This is a genomic window from Janthinobacterium sp. GL_088 (assembly GCF_057837845.1).
The window spans coordinates 4056107-4071753 of sequence record NZ_CM174453.1 but is presented as its reverse complement, the minus strand read 5'-3'; the positions used below and the strand labels follow the sequence as shown (position 1 = coordinate 4071753).

The 15647-nt window shown below is 64.1% G+C and carries 14 protein-coding genes; 11 read left to right on the top strand and 3 right to left on the bottom strand.

Going from position 1 to position 15647, the window contains the following annotated elements; translation table 11 throughout:
* The first annotated feature begins 30 nt into the window (after positions 1-30).
* The 6 genes from AC3IQ7_RS18335 to AC3IQ7_RS18310 all read left to right on the top strand — a co-directional run bounded on the left by AC3IQ7_RS18335 (position 31) and on the right by AC3IQ7_RS18310 (position 5972).
* Entirely contained in the window at positions 31-1308 is a 1278-nt protein-coding gene (locus AC3IQ7_RS18335) for a lipoprotein-releasing ABC transporter permease subunit (protein WP_489206933.1), read from the top strand.
* Positions 1309-1340: 32 nt separating this feature from the next.
* Positions 1341-2606 (top strand): lipoprotein-releasing ABC transporter permease subunit, encoded by a 1266-nt coding sequence (locus AC3IQ7_RS18330; RefSeq protein ID WP_034788539.1) that lies wholly within the window; start codon positions 1341-1343, stop codon positions 2604-2606.
* Positions 2607-2622: 16 nt separating this feature from the next.
* Positions 2623-3348, top strand: a complete 726-nt coding sequence (gene lolD, locus AC3IQ7_RS18325) for a lipoprotein-releasing ABC transporter ATP-binding protein LolD (protein ID WP_225241616.1) — start codon at positions 2623-2625, stop codon at positions 3346-3348.
* Positions 3349-3360: 12 nt separating this feature from the next.
* On the top strand, positions 3361-4158 hold the full coding sequence (locus AC3IQ7_RS18320; protein WP_489210480.1) for a TatD family hydrolase: 798 nt from the start codon (positions 3361-3363) through the stop codon (positions 4156-4158).
* A 4-nt stretch (positions 4159-4162) separates the two neighbouring features.
* A complete protein-coding gene (locus tag AC3IQ7_RS18315) occupies positions 4163-5404 on the top strand; it encodes a PQQ-dependent sugar dehydrogenase (protein WP_489206932.1) in 1242 nt (413 codons plus the stop codon).
* A gap of 94 nt (positions 5405-5498) precedes the next feature.
* A complete protein-coding gene (locus AC3IQ7_RS18310) occupies positions 5499-5972 on the top strand; it encodes a T6SS effector amidase Tae4 family protein (protein WP_489206931.1) in 474 nt (157 codons plus the stop codon).
* 16 nt (positions 5973-5988) lie between these two features.
* Here the strand turns inward: AC3IQ7_RS18310 and AC3IQ7_RS18305 are convergent, their stop codons facing one another.
* Both AC3IQ7_RS18305 and AC3IQ7_RS18300 read right to left on the bottom strand, forming a co-directional pair.
* Positions 5989-7974 carry a helicase-related protein gene (locus AC3IQ7_RS18305; RefSeq protein ID WP_489206930.1) on the bottom strand — a complete coding sequence of 662 codons (1986 nt, stop codon included), beginning with the start codon at positions 7972-7974 and terminating at the stop codon, positions 5989-5991.
* An 85-nt stretch (positions 7975-8059) separates the two neighbouring features.
* The gene (locus AC3IQ7_RS18300) at positions 8060-8893 is read right to left on the bottom strand and encodes a class I SAM-dependent methyltransferase (RefSeq protein ID WP_489206929.1); all 834 of its coding nucleotides are present in this window, start codon (positions 8891-8893) and stop codon (positions 8060-8062) included.
* A 219-nt stretch (positions 8894-9112) separates the two neighbouring features.
* On the opposite strand from AC3IQ7_RS18300, the gene AC3IQ7_RS18295 reads away from it, so the two are divergent.
* Together AC3IQ7_RS18295 and AC3IQ7_RS18290 are read left to right on the top strand one after the other, a co-directional pair.
* A complete protein-coding gene (locus AC3IQ7_RS18295; protein WP_489206928.1) occupies positions 9113-11548 on the top strand; it encodes a DNA internalization-related competence protein ComEC/Rec2 in 2436 nt (811 codons plus the stop codon).
* Between the two features lie 44 nt (positions 11549-11592).
* Complete coding sequence (locus tag AC3IQ7_RS18290; protein ID WP_489206927.1) at positions 11593-12114, top strand: hypothetical protein; 522 nt, start codon at positions 11593-11595, stop codon at positions 12112-12114.
* Between the two features lie 2 nt (positions 12115-12116).
* Here the strand turns inward: AC3IQ7_RS18290 and AC3IQ7_RS18285 are convergent, their stop codons facing one another.
* On the bottom strand, positions 12117-13040 hold the full coding sequence (locus tag AC3IQ7_RS18285; protein WP_489206926.1) for a LysR family transcriptional regulator: 924 nt from the start codon (positions 13038-13040) through the stop codon (positions 12117-12119).
* A 150-nt stretch (positions 13041-13190) separates the two neighbouring features.
* Between AC3IQ7_RS18285 and AC3IQ7_RS18280 the strand changes: the two genes are divergently transcribed.
* From AC3IQ7_RS18280 to AC3IQ7_RS18270, 3 genes are read left to right on the top strand one after another with little or no spacing between them, the layout of a single operon-like run.
* The gene (locus AC3IQ7_RS18280; RefSeq protein WP_035819546.1) at positions 13191-13952 is read left to right on the top strand and encodes a sulfite exporter TauE/SafE family protein; all 762 of its coding nucleotides are present in this window, start codon (positions 13191-13193) and stop codon (positions 13950-13952) included.
* Between the two features lie 21 nt (positions 13953-13973).
* Positions 13974-14669 (top strand): HAD family hydrolase, encoded by a 696-nt coding sequence (locus AC3IQ7_RS18275; protein WP_489206925.1) that lies wholly within the window; start codon positions 13974-13976, stop codon positions 14667-14669.
* 58 nt (positions 14670-14727) lie between these two features.
* Complete coding sequence (locus AC3IQ7_RS18270; RefSeq protein ID WP_489206924.1) at positions 14728-15528, top strand: alpha/beta fold hydrolase; 801 nt, start codon at positions 14728-14730, stop codon at positions 15526-15528.
* The last annotated feature ends 119 nt before the right edge of the window (positions 15529-15647 follow it).

Genomic DNA, 15647 nt, shown 5'->3' with positions numbered 1-15647 from the left:
GCTCGCATATCATCGTTGTCGCGGGAGCGCATGAGCATCATCAAACAATTTCCTTTCGAGTGGCAGGTCGGCGTGCGCTATACGCGCGCCGGGAAACGCAGTGGCCGCAACAGCTTCATTTCCTTCATTTCCCTCATTTCCGTGGCCGGCATCGGCCTGGGCGTAGCCGCCCTGATTGTCGTCCTCTCCGTCATGAACGGCTTCCAGAAGGAAGTCACGGACCGTTTGATGTCGGTGCTGGCCCACGTCGAGGTGTTCGATACGAGCGGCTCGATGCCGAACTGGCAGGCGCAGGAGCGCGCCGCCTACGCCAACCCGCAAGTGAAAGCCGTGTCGCCGTTCGTGGAAACGCAGGGCATGCTGCTCAACGACGAAACCATGCGCCCGTCCGTCGTGCGCGGCGTGCTGCCGCAGCAGGAAGCCACCGTCTCCAGCGTGGCGAGTCAGATGAAGCAGGGCAGTTTCAAGGATCTCACGCCAGGCTCGTACAACATCGTGCTGGGCATCGACCTGGCCAAGGCGCTCGACGTGAAAGTGGGGCAGAACGTCACATTGATGCTGGAACGCGAGCCAAGGGCGGGCGACCCGGCCAATGGCATCGTCATGCCGCGCATGCGCGCGCTGAAGGTCGCCGGCATCTTCGAGGCTGGTCACAATGAACTCGATGGCAGCCTGGCCTTCGTCAACATGCAGGACGCCGAGCAGCTGCTGCAACTCGACGGCCCGTCCGGCCTGCGTCTGCGCCTGCATGACATGAACCAGGCGCCGCAGGTGGCGCGCGAACTCAAGGCATCGATGCCGGGCCAGCTGTGGATGCGCGACTGGTCGCGCGCCAGTGCCAGCTGGTATGCGCTGGTGCAAAGCCAGAAGAACATGATGTTCATCATCCTCAGCATGATCATCGCCGTGGCCGCGTTCAACCTTGTCTCGACCCTGGTGATGTCGGTCACCGACAAGCAGGCCGACATCGCCATTCTGCGCACCCTGGGCGCCTCGCCGCTCTCCATCATGAAGATTTTCATGATCCAGGGCGCGCTGGTCGGCTTGCTGGGGAGTGCCCTGGGCGTGATCGGCGGCGTCGTGCTGGCGCTGAATGTGGGCGTCATCGTGCCCTTCATCGAAGGCATCTTCGGCCTGCACTTCATCTCCAAGGAAATCTACCAGATCAGCGCCGTGCCGTCCGACGTGCATTGGCTGGACGTGGCGCAGATCGGCCTGATCGCCTTTGGCCTGGCGCTGGTGGCGACCATCTACCCGAGCTGGCGCGCCGCGCGTGTCAAGCCGGCCGAGGCGCTACGCTACGAATAACACATCAAGAAACGATAAAGACCGCCTGCATAATGAGTATTTTCAAGAATTTGCCCTTCGAATGGCTGGTCGGCTTGCGCTACACGCGGGCCGGCAAGCGCAGTGGCCGCAACAGTTTTATCTCCTTCATCTCCCTCATTTCCATGGCCGGCATCGGCCTGGGCGTGGCGGCACTGATTGTCGTGCTGTCCGTGATGAACGGCTTCCAGAAGGAAGTGACGGACCGCATGCTGTCCGTGCTGGCCCACGTGGAAGTGTTCGACAACAGCGGCAGCATGCCGGACTGGCGCGCCGAAGCGGCGCAGGCCTTTAAAAATCCGGCCGTCAAAGGCGCCGCGCCGTTTGTGGAAACGCAAGGCATGCTGCTGCGCGACGATGCGCTGCGTCCCGCCATCGTGCGTGGCGTGCTGCCCGAGGAAGAGCCGAATGTCTCCGACGTGGCCGGCCAGACGCGCATGGGCAGCTTCAAGGCGCTGCAGCCGGGCACCTTCAATATTGTGCTGGGCATCGAGCTGGCGCGCGCCCTGCGCGTCAACCTCGGTGAAAAAGTCACGCTGATGCTGGCCCAGGGCCAGGTCACGCCGGCCGGCGTGCTGCCGCGCATGCGCAGCTTTACCGTCAGCGGCATTTTCCAGGCGGGCCACAATGAATTCGACGCCGGTTTGGCCTTCATCAATATCGAGGACGGCCAGCGCCTGCTGCGCCTTGACGGCCCATCGGGCCTGCGTTTGCGCCTGGCCGACATGAACCAGGCGCCGCAAGTGGCGGCGGAACTGAAAAAAACCATGCCGGGCGACCTGTGGCTGCGCGACTGGTCGAAGCTGAACGCCAACTGGTTCGCCGCCGTGCAGACGGAAAAGCGCATGATGTTCATCATCCTGACCCTGATCATCGCGGTGGCCGCCTTCAACCTCGTGTCGACCCTGGTGATGACGGTGACGGACAAGCAGGCCGATATCGCGATTTTGCGCACCTTGGGCGCCTCGCCCCGTTCCATCATGAAGATCTTCATGATCCAGGGCGCACTGGTGGGCATCCTGGGCACGATTTTGGGAGTCGGCGGCGGCGTGCTGGTGGCGATGAATATCGACGTCATCGTGCCTTTCATCGAGCATTTGCTGGGGGTGCAGTTCCTCTCCAAGGACATCTATTTCATCAGCACCGTGCCGTCCGACCTGCGCTGGCCCGACGTCACCAAGATCGGCGTGCTGGCCGTGATCCTCGCCTTTTTGGCGACCCTGTACCCAAGCTGGTGGGCTGCCCGCGTGAAACCTGCGGAAGCCCTGCGCTATGAATAAACCACTGACTATGACCATGACCGATCTGAATAAACCTGCCTCCAATGGCGCTTCCGCCGATACTGCCGTCCTTAGCTGCCGTGGCCTGGGCAAGACTTTTACGCAGGGCAGCTACAAGGTGCAGGTCCTGGCCGGCATCGACATCGACGTCCACCGCGGCGAGCGCGTCGCCATCGTCGGTGCCTCCGGCTCGGGCAAGTCGACCCTGCTGCACCTGCTGGGCGGCCTCGATACGCCCACCAGCGGCAAGGTCACCCTGCTGGGCAAGGACTTCGCCACCCTCAGCGAAAAGGCGCGCGGCGACTTGCGCAACGCCTCGCTGGGCTTCGTCTACCAGTTTCACCACCTGCTGCCCGAGTTTTCCGCGCTGGACAACGTCGCCATGCCGCTGATGATACGGCGCATGAAGCGCGCGCCAGCCACCGAGCTGGCGCAGCAAATTCTCACGCGCGTAAATCTGGCCAAGCGGGTTACGCACACGCCGGGCGAATTGTCGGGCGGCGAGCGTCAGCGCGTGGCCCTGGCCCGCGCCCTCGTCACGCAGCCGGCCTGCGTGCTGGCCGATGAACCGACGGGCAACCTCGATCACGCCACGGCCGAACAGATTTTCGACCTGATGCTGGAATTGTCGCGCACCCTGGGCACGGCTTTCGTCATCGTCACGCACGATATCGAACTGGCCAAGCGCTGCGACCGCGTGCTGCGCCTGACGGACGAAGGGCTGCAGCCGTACCAATATTAAGGAACCGCCATGCTGTGGATCGACACGCACTGCCACCTCGACGCGCATGAATTCGGCAGCGAATCGCTGCAGGTGGCGGCACGCGCCGAGCAGGAGGGCGTGGGCATGATCGTCATTCCCGCCGTCGAACGGGCCAATTTCGCCATCGTGCGCGATCTGGCGGCAACGGCGCCCAACGCCTGTTATGCCCTTGGCATACACCCGATCTACGTGCCGCACGCCACGGAAGACGATTTGATCGCCCTGCGCGAAGCCGTGGCGCTGGCCATGGACGACCCGCGTTTTGTCGCCATCGGCGAGATCGGCCTCGATTTCTTCCTCCCCATGCTGTGCGAGCCGGCCATGCGCGCCAAACAGGAGCATTTCTTGCGCGAGCAGCTGAAGATCGCCCGCGACTTCGATTTGCCGGTGCTGACCCACGTGCGCCGCTCGCAGGACATCGTCCTCAAGCACGCGCGCCAGATCCGCCCGAACGGCGGCATCGCGCATGCGTTCAATGGCAGCTTCCAGCAGGCGCAAGGCTATATCGATCTCGGTTTCAAGCTGGGGTTTGGCGGCGCCATGACGTTTACCCGCGCCTTGCAGATACGCCGCATGGCCACGGACCTGCCTTTGGACGCCATCGTGCTGGAGACGGATGCGCCCGACATTTCCCCTGCCTGGATACACCCTGGCCGCAACAGTCCCGAAGAATTGCCGCGCATCGGCGCCGTGCTGGCCGGGTTGCGCGGCCTTGATATTGCGCAAGTAGCAGCTGCCACCAGCGCCAATGCGCGCGCCGTACTGCCCCGATTACCCTTGATGGAGTGAGACCATGAACAAGAAAATGCTTGCGGGCGCCCTGGCAGCCTGCCTTGCCGGCGCGTTTGCGCCCGCCCTGGCGGCGACGGCCAGCGTCCAGTGCGACGGCTTGCCCCGTCTCGATGTCAGCACGCCGCCCGGCTTTTGCGTGGCCGTGCTGGCCGACGGCCTGAAATTCCCACGCGGCGTGCTGCCGCTGACGAATGGCGACATTCTCGTCACGGACATGGCGGGATGGGCGCCGAAGCAGGGCAAACTATGGCTGTTGCAGCCGAAGGCGGCCGGCGCCGGCTACGAGCGCAAGCTGCTGCTCGACAAGCTCGATCGTCCGAACGGCATCGTGCAGGGACCGGACGGCATGGTCTACGTGGGCGAAGTGGGACGTATTTTCCGTTTCGACTTGCGCGACACCACGCGCACGCTGACCGACGTGATCGGCGGCACGGCCAAGACGCCGCGCCTGCCGGGCCTCGGTTTGCACCTGTTGACGAACATGCGTTTCAGCCCCAAGGGCGACCTGTATGTGAACGTGGGTTCGAGCACCGACCATTGCGAGAACGATGGCAAGGCGCCCGATCCGGCCAAGGCCTGTCCTTCGGCTGAAGGCCCGGAAGCGCTGGGCGCCATCCGCGAATACACGATGGCGTGGCCGGCCGGCACGGTGACGAGCTGGCACACGCATGCGCGCGGCTTGCGCAATTCGATGGCGCTGGCCTTCCACCCTGCGACGGGCGAGCTGTGGCAGGCGGAAAACTCGCGCGACGCCATCCAGGCGGCCATGCCGCAACTGAAAAGCGACGAAAACCTGCCGCACGAAGAACTCAATCTGATCAAGGCCGACCGGCACTATGGCTGGCCGTACTGCTACGACGATAACGTCGCCAGCCCTGAATATCCGAAGACGGCATGCGACGCCCAATATGCGGCGCCGCAGCGTCTGTTGCCCGGCCATGCCGCGCCGCTGGGCATGACCTTTTATACGGCCAGCCGCTACCCGGCGTTGTACAAGAATAGCCTGATTATCGGCTACCACGGCTACCGCAGCAACGGCCACCGCCTGGTCGCCCTGCTGCCCGACAAGGCCGGCGCGCCGCTGGGCAAGTCCGTCGACTTGATCAGCAACTGGGAACGCAAGGGCAAGCAGGGCAGGGGCGCGCCCGTCGACGTGAAACAGGGGCAGGATGGCGATATCTATATGGCCGATGATCACAATGGGCTGGTGCTGAAACTGCATTACGCGGCGGCCAAGCCCTAATGCATATCGCTTGACCTCGCTCAGTGCGGGTTTGCCGCATCCTTCTACAATCGGCCTGAGGTTCCCTGTCGACCAGGGGCGACGGGAGGCTGACGTGAAACCTGCATTCATCAAGCTGCGTGAAAATTACGCGAGCGTGGCCGCCGTCGATCAGGCGGCCCTGTTCCGCGAAATCGGCTGGGACGACTTGATCGGCAAGGACAGCTTTGCCAATACCTGCGCCATCCGCGTCAGCCTGGCCCTGATCAAGGCCGGCGTCCAGGTCAAAGGCCGCATGGCGATTCGCAAGGGGCCATTCAAGGGCGCGCTGATCGAGCCGGGACAGGCCAAGCTGGCGCACATGCTGGCCAGCCCGTCGATGTTCGGCGCGCCCGAAAAATTCAGCCGCGATGCGGCCATGACCGGCATTGGCCAGCGCCAGGGCCTGGTCGCCTTCTTCCGCATCCCCGGCTACCTGGGCGGCGCGGGCGGCCATATCGACCTCCTGCTGCCATCCATCGGCGCCAAGGTGTGCGGCACCGAATGCTACTGGGATTGTGGCGAGGTCTGGTTCTGGCCACTCGGTTGACGCTTGCTTTTTACGCTTATTTGAACTTCTTCGAGCGTCCGCGCGAGGCCGCATTGTGCGCGCGCAGGATGGAATCGACCCGTTCCGACGCATCGCGCGACAGGTTTTGTGCCACGGCGATATCGGGGAAGAATTCGGGCAGGCGGTAGCTGAGCCACGCATACGCCGAGTAGTAGCGGCAGGTGTCTTCCACCTGCTGCAAATTCTGCGTGCCGCCACCGTACGCGTGCTGGCGCAAGGTGCTCGTTTTTCCCTGTGACAGATTCTTCGCCCAGTGTTCCCACGCCGTTTGCAGCGAGGGTACCTTGCTCGATATCGGCACCAGCGACAGGGTGAACTTGTCTGCCACGGACAGGGGCAGGGTGTCGAGCCAGACGGCGCGCTCCTTCTGGTCTTCCGTGATGCGGGGGAAGAAGAAGCCGTCCGGCACGTCGATATTGTGGATGAAGCGGCGCAGCAGTTTTGACAGCGACAGTTCGCCCGTCACCGACGAAATGCGGTGCAGATGTTCGAGCGACGGCGCCACGGCAAAGCCGCTGGTGTTCAGCGGATGCAGCTTTTCCTTCAGCAGGGCGCGCATCACCTCATGCGTCTCGTTGTCGTAGCCTGCCACCAGGCCCTCTTCATGCACGCCGTAGCGGCCCGCGCGGCCGGCGATCTGGCGCGCCAGCGCGGCTGAAATCTCTTCCTCTTCCCGGCCATTGTATTTGACGCAGGTAGTCATGACGATGCGCGCGATCGGCATGTTCAGGCCCATCGCCAGCGCATCCGTGCCGACGACGATATCGGCCGTGCCGTCGCGGAAGCGTTGCGCCTGCGCGCGCCGCACTTCGGGCGACAGGTTGCCGTAGACGGTGGCCACCGACAGGCCCGTTTCCGTTATCATGTCGCGCCACATCAGCACTTCGCGGCGCGAAAAGGCGATGACGGCGTCACCGCGGCGCAGGTTGCGCACCTTGCGCACGGCGCTCGGTTCCATCGACAGGGGCGCCATGCGTTTTAATACATGCACGACCAAAGGGCAGTCGAGGCGCTCGGCCAGCGCCTCGATGGCGTGCCGCGCTTCGGGCGCCCCTACCAGGTAGACGGTGTGGGCGGGCGCGCCGCAGACGGCCGCCGTCCACGCGGCGCCCCGGTCCGGGTCGGCCAGCATCTGGATTTCATCGATGACGGCCACTTCCACGACGGTTTTCGTGTCCAGCATTTCCACCGTGCTGGCCACGTGCGTGGCGCCGTCGACGACCCGGCGCTCCTCGCCCGTGATCAGGCTCACGGCCAGCGGCTTGCCGTGCGGTGCGGCTTCCTGCAGGCGTTCGTAGTTTTCCAGGGCCAGCAGGCGCAGGGGCGCCAGGTAGATGCCGCTTTTCGCCTTGACCAGCGCTTCCATGGCGCGGTGCGTCTTGCCGGAATTGGTCGGACCCAAGAGGGCGATGAAGCGGCGCGGCAGGCGGCGTGCCATTTCGAACGAGGCCGGATACTCGGCCAGGTTGATGCTCTGGCGCGTGCGCGCCGCATGCTGTTCTTCCTGCTGGCGCTCGATGGCGTGATTGAAGCGCTGGCGGATGCGGTCGAACACCATGCCGGCCGGCTCCGACGTCTGCATGTCAGCCAGGGTATGCAGGAAAACCATCGGGTCCGTGTCCACGTCCTCACTCAGACCCGCGATATCGGCGACGAAATCGATCACGTGCTGGCGCAGTTCCTCGAAGACGGCCGCGCTGGCCCGTTCGCGCACCAGGGCCAGCTTGGTCTCGCGGTCCATCTTGCGCCACTTGGCCGGCCGTGCCAGCACGCCCTGGCTTGGTACCAGCGCATACGGCACCACGAGATGGCCAGCCTTGACCACGCCGGAAAAGCGCACGAAGACGCGGCCTTCCATTTTCACCAGGCGGATATGCTCGGCCAGTTCCCCCAGTTCCGCGACCAGGGTGGCGTCGTTATTGTCTTCGCTGCTGTCGGAAATGTCGGTGGAAGTATCGGGGGGAAGTGCGGAGGAAGTCATGTCGTGCCTGGGTGTTGAAGTAAGCGAGGCCGATTATACCGTCGATGGGGGCGGGCGGTGGTGGGTGGCATTGCCACTTGCGTGTTCAGGCGGCACGCGCGCACACCAGGCGCAGGCCCCAGCCCGTGGCGATCTTGCCATCGCTGCCTTGCAGATATGCCACGGCATCCATGAACGCGCCGCGCAGGCGCTGCCTGCCGCCGTCGTCCAGGCGGTCGATGTCGTAGGTGTCCAGCAGGGCGGCCCACAGTTCGCCCGGCGTGGGCGTCCATGGGACGTCGATGTCGTCAAATTCAACATCTGCGAAACTGCCATCGAGCAGTTCCCTCCAGCCGCTTTCCGACCCCGTGCGGCGGTCGCCGAAGCGCAGCGGCGACAGCTCGGTGCTGGCGATCGGTTTGAACACGCGCATGAAAACGTCGTTCACTTCACCCAGCAAGAACGTCCTGCCGACGATGGCCGCGAACTGGCCAGCGGGACGCAGTACGCGGCGGATTTCGCGCATGACTTGCTCGATGTCGTCCATCAGCATCAGCGCCATGTGCGAGACGAGACAATCGATACTGGCCGATGGCAGGTCGAGCGCCTGGCCGCGGCCTTGCAGCAGTTGCACGGAGGCGGGCAGGGCTGCGCGCGCGACGGCAAGTTCCGCCTGGCTCATGTCGACGCCGAGCAGTTGCAGCCGGGCTTGCCGCCTGGCTGCCAGCAAGCCCAGCAGATAGCCGTCGCCGCAGGCCAGGTCGAGCACGCTCAATGGCGTATCCACAGCCGGTATCTGGCTGGTCAGCACATGGTAGGACGAGGCCCAAGTGCCTGCGGGGGAATTGGCCGGCAGATGGGCAAACGCGGCGCTGGTCACGCTCACTTGTCTTTGATGAAAGTCCTGCAAATAGGTTTCTGCCGCAGTCAGTGGGGTCATGCAGGATCCGCAAAGTCGTGGCGCCTGGGCGCCGGATGGTCATCTTAGCATGCGGAAAGTTTCGCCAGCGGTGCTGCCGAATGGCATGCCTGAGCTTTCTTATTCAAGGCACCATTGCGCCAGATCAGAGGGCAAGGCGTGGAAAGCGATCATAGTAGCTGAGCCCCTTTCGCAGCGAGCGATGATTCTGCCTTGATTCTGCCTTGATCCTGCCTTCTCATGCGCACCCTGATACTCGGCTTTGCCGCTGGCGCCGCCTGGTTGCAGACGCAGGCGAGCTTGCCGCCGTACGCGGGCGTGCTGCTGTCGGTGATCGCTGGCATAGGGTTGACGGCGAGTCTGGTGCTGCGCCGTCAAGCGCGCTGGCGTTCCGGGTTGCATGCCGCTGTTGCGCTTGCCGCTGGCATGGGACTGGGCTTTTACTGGGCCGCCTGGCTGGCCCAGGCCGCCATGGCGCCGCAACTGGCGCTGGCTGATGAAGGCCAGGACATTGTTGTCACGGGTACGGTAGCCAGCCTGCCGTACCGCTTCGAGCAGGGCGTGCGCTTCAATTTTGCCGTGGAGAAGGCTGTTGGGGCGAAGGTGCCGCCCTTGATTGCTTTGTCCTGGTACGCGGGTTTTCGCGATGAAGTGACGAACGATGTCGGCGACGTGCAGCCGGGCGAGCGCTGGCGCCTCACGGTGCGGCTGCAGCGTCCGCACGGCAATGCGAACCCTATGGGCTTCGACTACGAGGCGTGGCTGCTGGAGCAGGGCGTGCGCGCCACGGGCTATGTGCGGCCGCAGCCGCGCGCCGATACGCCGAACGTGCGCCTGGCCGCCTTCGTGCCCGGCTTCGGCAACGTGGTGGAAGCCAGTCGCGCGGCCCTGCGCGCGCGCATCTTGCGCAGCCTGGAAGACAGGCAGTATGCGGGCGTGATCGTGGCGCTGGTGGTGGGCGATCAGCGCGCCATTCCCCAGTCGGATTGGCAAGTGTTCAACCGCACGGGCGTGAGCCATCTGATTTCGATTTCAGGCTTGCACATCACCATGATCGCGGGACTGCTCGCCCTGGGCGCGGGCGCGCTGTGGCGCCGCTCGTTTTTCACGGACCGGCAACTGCCCTTGCTGCTGCCGGCGCAAAAGGTGGCGGCCCTGGCCGGCGCGCTGGCGGCATTTGCCTATGTGCTGCTGGCCGGCTTTGGCGTGCCCGCGCAGCGCACCTTGTATATGTTGCTGGTGGTGGCGCTGGCCCTGTGGCTGGGACGCATCACCAGCATCGTGCATATCCTGTGCCTGGCGCTGGGCGTGGTGGTGCTGCTCGACCCGTGGGCCGTGCTGTGGCCCGGTTTCTGGCTGTCGTTTGGCGCCGTCGCCACCATGCTGTACGCCACGGCAGGGCGCACCACTGCGCCGATGCCGCTGCAGGCCGGACGCTGGCGCCGTTTGCGCGCGGCCGTGGCGCTGGGCGCCCACACGCAGTATGTGGTCACGGTAGGGCTGGTGCCGCTGACGATGCTGCTATTCTCGCAAGTGTCGCTGGTGTCTCCCGTCGCCAATGCGCTGGCCATCCCCATCATCAGCCTGGTCGTCACGCCCTTGTCCCTGGCTGGCAGCCTGCTGCCGGCGCCCCTGTCCGATGGGTTGCTGCTGCTGGCGCACGCCATCGTGCAGATGCTGGCGCAGGTGCTCGAATGGCTGGGCGCGCGCCGCTTTGCCGTGTGGACGGCGCCCGCGCCGCCATGGTGGAGTTTTTGCTGGGCACTGTTTGGCACTGGCTGGCTGCTGGCGCCACGCGGCTGGCCGCACCGTTGGGCGGGCATGCTGGGCTGGCTGCCGCTGCTGACGGCCTTGCCATCGAGTCCGCCACTAGGTCGCATGTGGATCACGGCCTTTGACGTGGGACAAGGCATGGCCGTGCTGGTGGAAACGCATGGCCACCGGCTGCTGTACGACACGGGGCCCGCCTACAGCCTCGATTCCGATGGCGCCAGCCGGGTCATCGTGCCGTACTTGCGCGCACGCGGCATAGGCAAGCTCGACGGCGTGATCATTTCCCACAGCGACCTCGATCACGCGGGTGGCGCCGTGTCGCTGCTGGAAAACGTGCAAGTGGGCTGGCTGGCCTCGTCCCTGTTCGACGGCCACCCGGCCGTCGAGGCGCGGCGGGAGTTGCACAAACCCTATCTGCACTGCATGGCGGGCCAGAGCTGGACGTGGGAAGGCGTGCACTTCGCCATGCTGCACCCCTTGCCCGCCAGTCACATGGACATTGCACTGAAGCCGAACGCCCGTAGTTGCACCGTAAAAATCACGGCAGGGAAACATTCAATCTTGCTGGCCGGCGACATCGAGGCGGCGCAGGAGGCGCAGTTGCTGGCGCGCTCCGCCGAAGGCGAACTTGCCGCCGACGTGCTGCTGGCACCGCACCACGGCAGTGGGACGTCTTCCACGCAGGCATTTTTGAACGCCGTCCATCCGACCCTGGCGATTTTTCAGGTCGGGCACAGGAATCGCTATAAACATCCGAAGGCGCAAGTGTATGCGCGCTATGGCGAGCTGGGGATTGCGCGGTTGCGCACGGATGTGGAAGGGGCGGTAGTGCTGGATTTTGGCGAAAATATCGATGTGACGCGGTATCGTACCAGCCGGCCGCGCTACTGGCATGGGCGCTAGCGCTTTCATGCTAGGCTGCAGGTACATCGCTCCAGGAGTCCAGGGTGAGTCATTCCAGTCACGCTTATCTTGTCAGCACGGCCCAAGCCGCTGACATCGACACCATCACAGCCTTGCTGCAAGCCAATTCCCCCTCGCAGGGCGGCAGCCTGACGGGCGAGTTTTCACGCGACAAGGTGGCCAGCATGGCGGATGGCGCGTCGCCCGTGATCGTGGCGCGGCGCACAGCGGACGGGCCTGTTGTTGGCGTACTGTTCAGCGCGGCGCCAGCCACTGCGCAGGCGCCCGTGGTGCTGGCCATGCTGGCCGCGTATGCGGGAAGTGACAGCGGCTATGTGTACGGCCCCGTCTGCATTGCGGACTCGGAGCGGGGGCAGGGCTTGTTGGCGCTGCTGTACGCTGCCATGCGCCAGCAGCGTGCGGGTGCCGAGGCGGTGCTGTTCATCCGGCGCGACAATATCGGCTCGTTGCGCGCGCATGAACGTCTGGGCATGCGCGAGGTGGCCGCCTTTGTCTTCGACGGCGCGCAGTTCGCCGTGTACAGCGATGCTATCGCCGCCAAATAGTCCTAAATTGCACGTTCATCGGGTATCTCCAGCCCCCGCTGCCGCACATATTCCAGAAACAGCCGCGCCCCTTTGGCCATCCTCGACGTGCCGTAAACGGCATGGATGCTGGGGTCGAGTTCCTTCGACGAAGTGAGCCGATACGCCGTGCAGACCCGGCGCAGGGTGCCTGCGGCTACGGCGGGCTCGGCCAGCCAGCTGGCCAGGCGCACGATGCCGGCGCCTTCCAGGGCCGCCTGGAACGTGGCGATGCCGGAAGTGAAGCGGAAGCGCGGTTGCACCTGGTAGCGCACGTTGCGTTCGCTGGAAACGAAATGCCAGTCGCGCAGGATGCGCGGGGCCGAGTGCATGATGATGTCGTGGCCGGCCAGCTCTTCCGGTTCCTCGGGCGCGCCCATGCGCTCGATATAGCCGGGCGAGGCGTACATATAGCGGCGGTAATTCCACAGTGGGTAGCCGATCAGCTCGCTCGACTGGGGAAAGGCGCCGCGGATGGCGAAGTCCAGCTTTTCCTGGATGGGGTCGATCGATTTGTCCGAAAAATGGATGTCCACCGACACGTTCGGGTAGTCGCGCGAAAATTGCGCTACCACCTTCGGCAAGAAACCCAGCGACAGGATTTCCGGCGCCGAGAGGCGGACCCAGCCTTGCGGCGAGTTGCTCAATTCTGCCAACTGGTCTTCCGCCTCGGCCTGTGTTTCCAGCAAGTGCTTGGCGGACGCGTAATATGTTTCGCCGGCCGTCGTCAGGGTGAACTGCTTTTGCGTGCGCAGGATCAGCTCGGCGCCGATGGCGTCTTCGAGGAACTGGATGGCGCGCGTGACGGCGGACGGCGAGCGTCCCAGCATGCGCGCCGCGTGGATAAAGCTGCGCTTTTCGACCACGGTGCAGAAGGCGCGGATCTCCCACATCAGTTTCATCGACATCGGTGACTCCCGGCAAAAGAGGCCAGTAGACCGCATGGGGCGCATTCCGTCAAGCGTTACGCCTGATTGCGTTTTCCGCAATATGAAGTTGCATCCGGAAAAATCCACGGCGCCTATACTGCCGCTGTCGCCCATTCCTCCTTGCCTATCATGCTGACCATCTCGCTGCTGTGTTTATTTGCCTTCTTTGCCGGCCTGATCGATGCCGCCGTAGGCGGGGGTGGGCTGATACAGCTGCCGGCCCTGTTCAACCTGATGCCGAACATGGCCTCGACCTCCTTGCTGGGCACGAATAAACTGGCGTCCGCCTGCGGCACCACGTTTGCCGCCCGCTCGTTTGTCGGCAAGGTGCATATCCCCTGGCTGCTGGTGCTGCCGGCCGTGGCCAGCGCCTTCATCATGTCGTTTATTGGTGCGGCCGCCGTGTCCTACGTGCCGCAGCAGGTGGTGCGCCCGATGGTGCTGGTGTTGATCATCATCATGGCCATCTACACCTTCATCAAGAAGGATTTCGGCACGACGCGCGAAGCGCGCCCCATCGGTCCGCGCGAACGCATCCTGGCCATCGTCATCGGCGGCGCCATCGGCTTTTATGACGGCCTGTTCGGTCCAGGCACGGGCAGCTTCCTGATTTTCCTGTTCATCCGCGTCTTCGGCTTCGATTTCATCCTCGCCTCGGCCTGCTCGAAACTGGTGAATATCGCCACCAACGTTGCTGCGCTGGCCTTCTTCATTCCCGCCGGTCACGTGGTCTACGCCGTGGCTGCTCCAATGGCTGTGTGCAATATCCTGGGCGCGCTGACGGGCACCTGGATCGCCGTGCGCCGCGGCGCCGCCTTCGTGCGCATCCTCTTCCTCGTGCTGCTGGTGCTGCTGATTGTGAAATTGTCTTACGACATCTTCTTCAAGTAAGTTTTTGAACGACAACAAGCCATGAAAACCATCCAGGGCGTGCTGTGGGACAACGATGGCGTGCTGGTCAACACCGAGCAGCTGTTTTACGAAAGCAACCGCGACTTGCTCTTGCCCTACGGCATAGACCTGACGCCGAAGCAATTTTTTGACTGGTTCCTGGACAATAACTACGGTGCCTGGCATGTGCTGCTGGGGCAGGGCCACGACATCGAGCTGGTCGAACGCCTGAGGGCCGAACGCACCGTGCTGTTTGCGCAGCGCCTGCGCCAGGCGCGGCAGCTGGCCATGCCCGGCATCGGGCACGTGCTGGCAGCACTGCGCCCGCACGTGGCCATGGGCGTGGTCACGAGTGCCTACGAACAGCATTTCCGGATCAGCCATGCGGCCACCGGTTTGCTTGGCCACTTCGACTTCGTGCTGACGCGTGAAATGTATGGCGACAGCAAGCCGGCGCCCGACGGCTACCAGCTGGGCTTGCAGCGGTTGGGCCTGGCCGCCGCCGACTGCGTGGCCGTCGAAGACTCGCCGCGCGGCTTGCGCGCCGCGAATGCGGCCGGACTGGAATGCATCGTCGTGCGCAATCAGATGAACCGACACCATGCGTTTGACGACGCTTTTTGCGTGGTGGATTCAAACGCCGAGCTGGGCGAGGTATTGGCCTCGTTCGTGCCCGGCATGACGCGGTCGCAGGGACAATTAGAGGCCTTCCTCTGATCCGTCTTGCCGGCATGCCATTACAATTGTTTATCGCATTCACCGGCACAGCCCTACGATGACTCTCCCGCAACTGCATTTTGCCCATGCCAACAGTTATCCTGCCGGCACCTACCGCAAGCTGTTCGGCCTGCTGGGCCAGCACTACACCGTGCAGGCGCTCGACATGCATGCGCACGACCCGAATTATCCCGTCAGCACGGGTTGGCCCGAGCTGGTGCGCGAGTATATCGACGAGCTGGAGCGCCGCTACAGCGCGCCCGTCATCCTCGTCGGCCATTCGCTGGGAGGCATGCTCAGCGTGATGGTGGCCAAGCAGCGGCCCGATCTGGTGCGCTGCGTGGTCTTGCTCGATTCGCCCGTGGTGGCGGGCTGGCGCGCCTTGCTGGTGCGCCTGGCGCGCAACACGGCGCTGGGCGAGCGGTTCTCGCCGTCACGTTTTTCCGCCCGGCGGCGCAAGCTGTGGCCCGATGCGCAAGCCGCGTATGAACATTTCGCTGCCAAGGACATGTTCGCCGTCTGGGCGCCGCAGGTCTTGCGCGACTACATCGACAACGGCCTGGTGCCCCATCCGGAAGGGGTGCAGCTGCGCTTTACGCGCGAAGTGGAAACGCAGGTGTACCGCAGCTTGCCGCATCATATTGGCGGCCTCGTCAAGGATGGCTTTCCCGTGCCCATCGGTTTTATCGGCGGCACGGAATCGGTGGAATGCCGCCAGGCGGGTTTGACGGCCACGCGCAAGCTGGTCGGCAAATTTTTCCGCCAGGTGCCGGGCGGCCATCTGTTTCCCATGGAAAACCCGGAACTGACGGCGCAAGTGGTGCGCGAGATGATCTCGGCATTGCTGGCGAAACAATAGCCGATCGCCAAGGATTTTCAGGGGATGGGGGCCAACAGCGGCGGATTTTCGCGTAAAATCCTGCCATCCGGGCCGTGCCTGCAGCAGGCGTGCGGCCCCAGCCATTCCGATATTCTAGA

Coding starts and splice junctions, on each gene's coding strand:
- AC3IQ7_RS18300 (WP_489206929.1), bottom strand. CDS start 8,893: ATGACCCCACTGACTGCGGCAGAAACCTATTTGCAGGACTTTCATCAA.
- AC3IQ7_RS18330 (WP_034788539.1), top strand. CDS start 1,341: ATGAGTATTTTCAAGAATTTGCCCTTCGAATGGCTGGTCGGCTTGCGC.
- AC3IQ7_RS18305 (WP_489206930.1), bottom strand. CDS start 7,974: ATGACTTCCTCCGCACTTCCCCCCGATACTTCCACCGACATTTCCGAC.
- AC3IQ7_RS18315 (WP_489206932.1), top strand. CDS start 4,163: ATGAACAAGAAAATGCTTGCGGGCGCCCTGGCAGCCTGCCTTGCCGGC.
- AC3IQ7_RS18335 (WP_489206933.1), top strand. CDS start 31: ATGAGCATCATCAAACAATTTCCTTTCGAGTGGCAGGTCGGCGTGCGC.
- AC3IQ7_RS18280 (WP_035819546.1), top strand. CDS start 13,191: ATGCTGACCATCTCGCTGCTGTGTTTATTTGCCTTCTTTGCCGGCCTG.
- AC3IQ7_RS18275 (WP_489206925.1), top strand. CDS start 13,974: ATGAAAACCATCCAGGGCGTGCTGTGGGACAACGATGGCGTGCTGGTC.
- AC3IQ7_RS18270 (WP_489206924.1), top strand. CDS start 14,728: ATGACTCTCCCGCAACTGCATTTTGCCCATGCCAACAGTTATCCTGCC.
- lolD (WP_225241616.1), top strand. CDS start 2,623: ATGACCGATCTGAATAAACCTGCCTCCAATGGCGCTTCCGCCGATACT.
- AC3IQ7_RS18295 (WP_489206928.1), top strand. CDS start 9,113: ATGCGCACCCTGATACTCGGCTTTGCCGCTGGCGCCGCCTGGTTGCAG.
- AC3IQ7_RS18285 (WP_489206926.1), bottom strand. CDS start 13,040: ATGTCGATGAAACTGATGTGGGAGATCCGCGCCTTCTGCACCGTGGTC.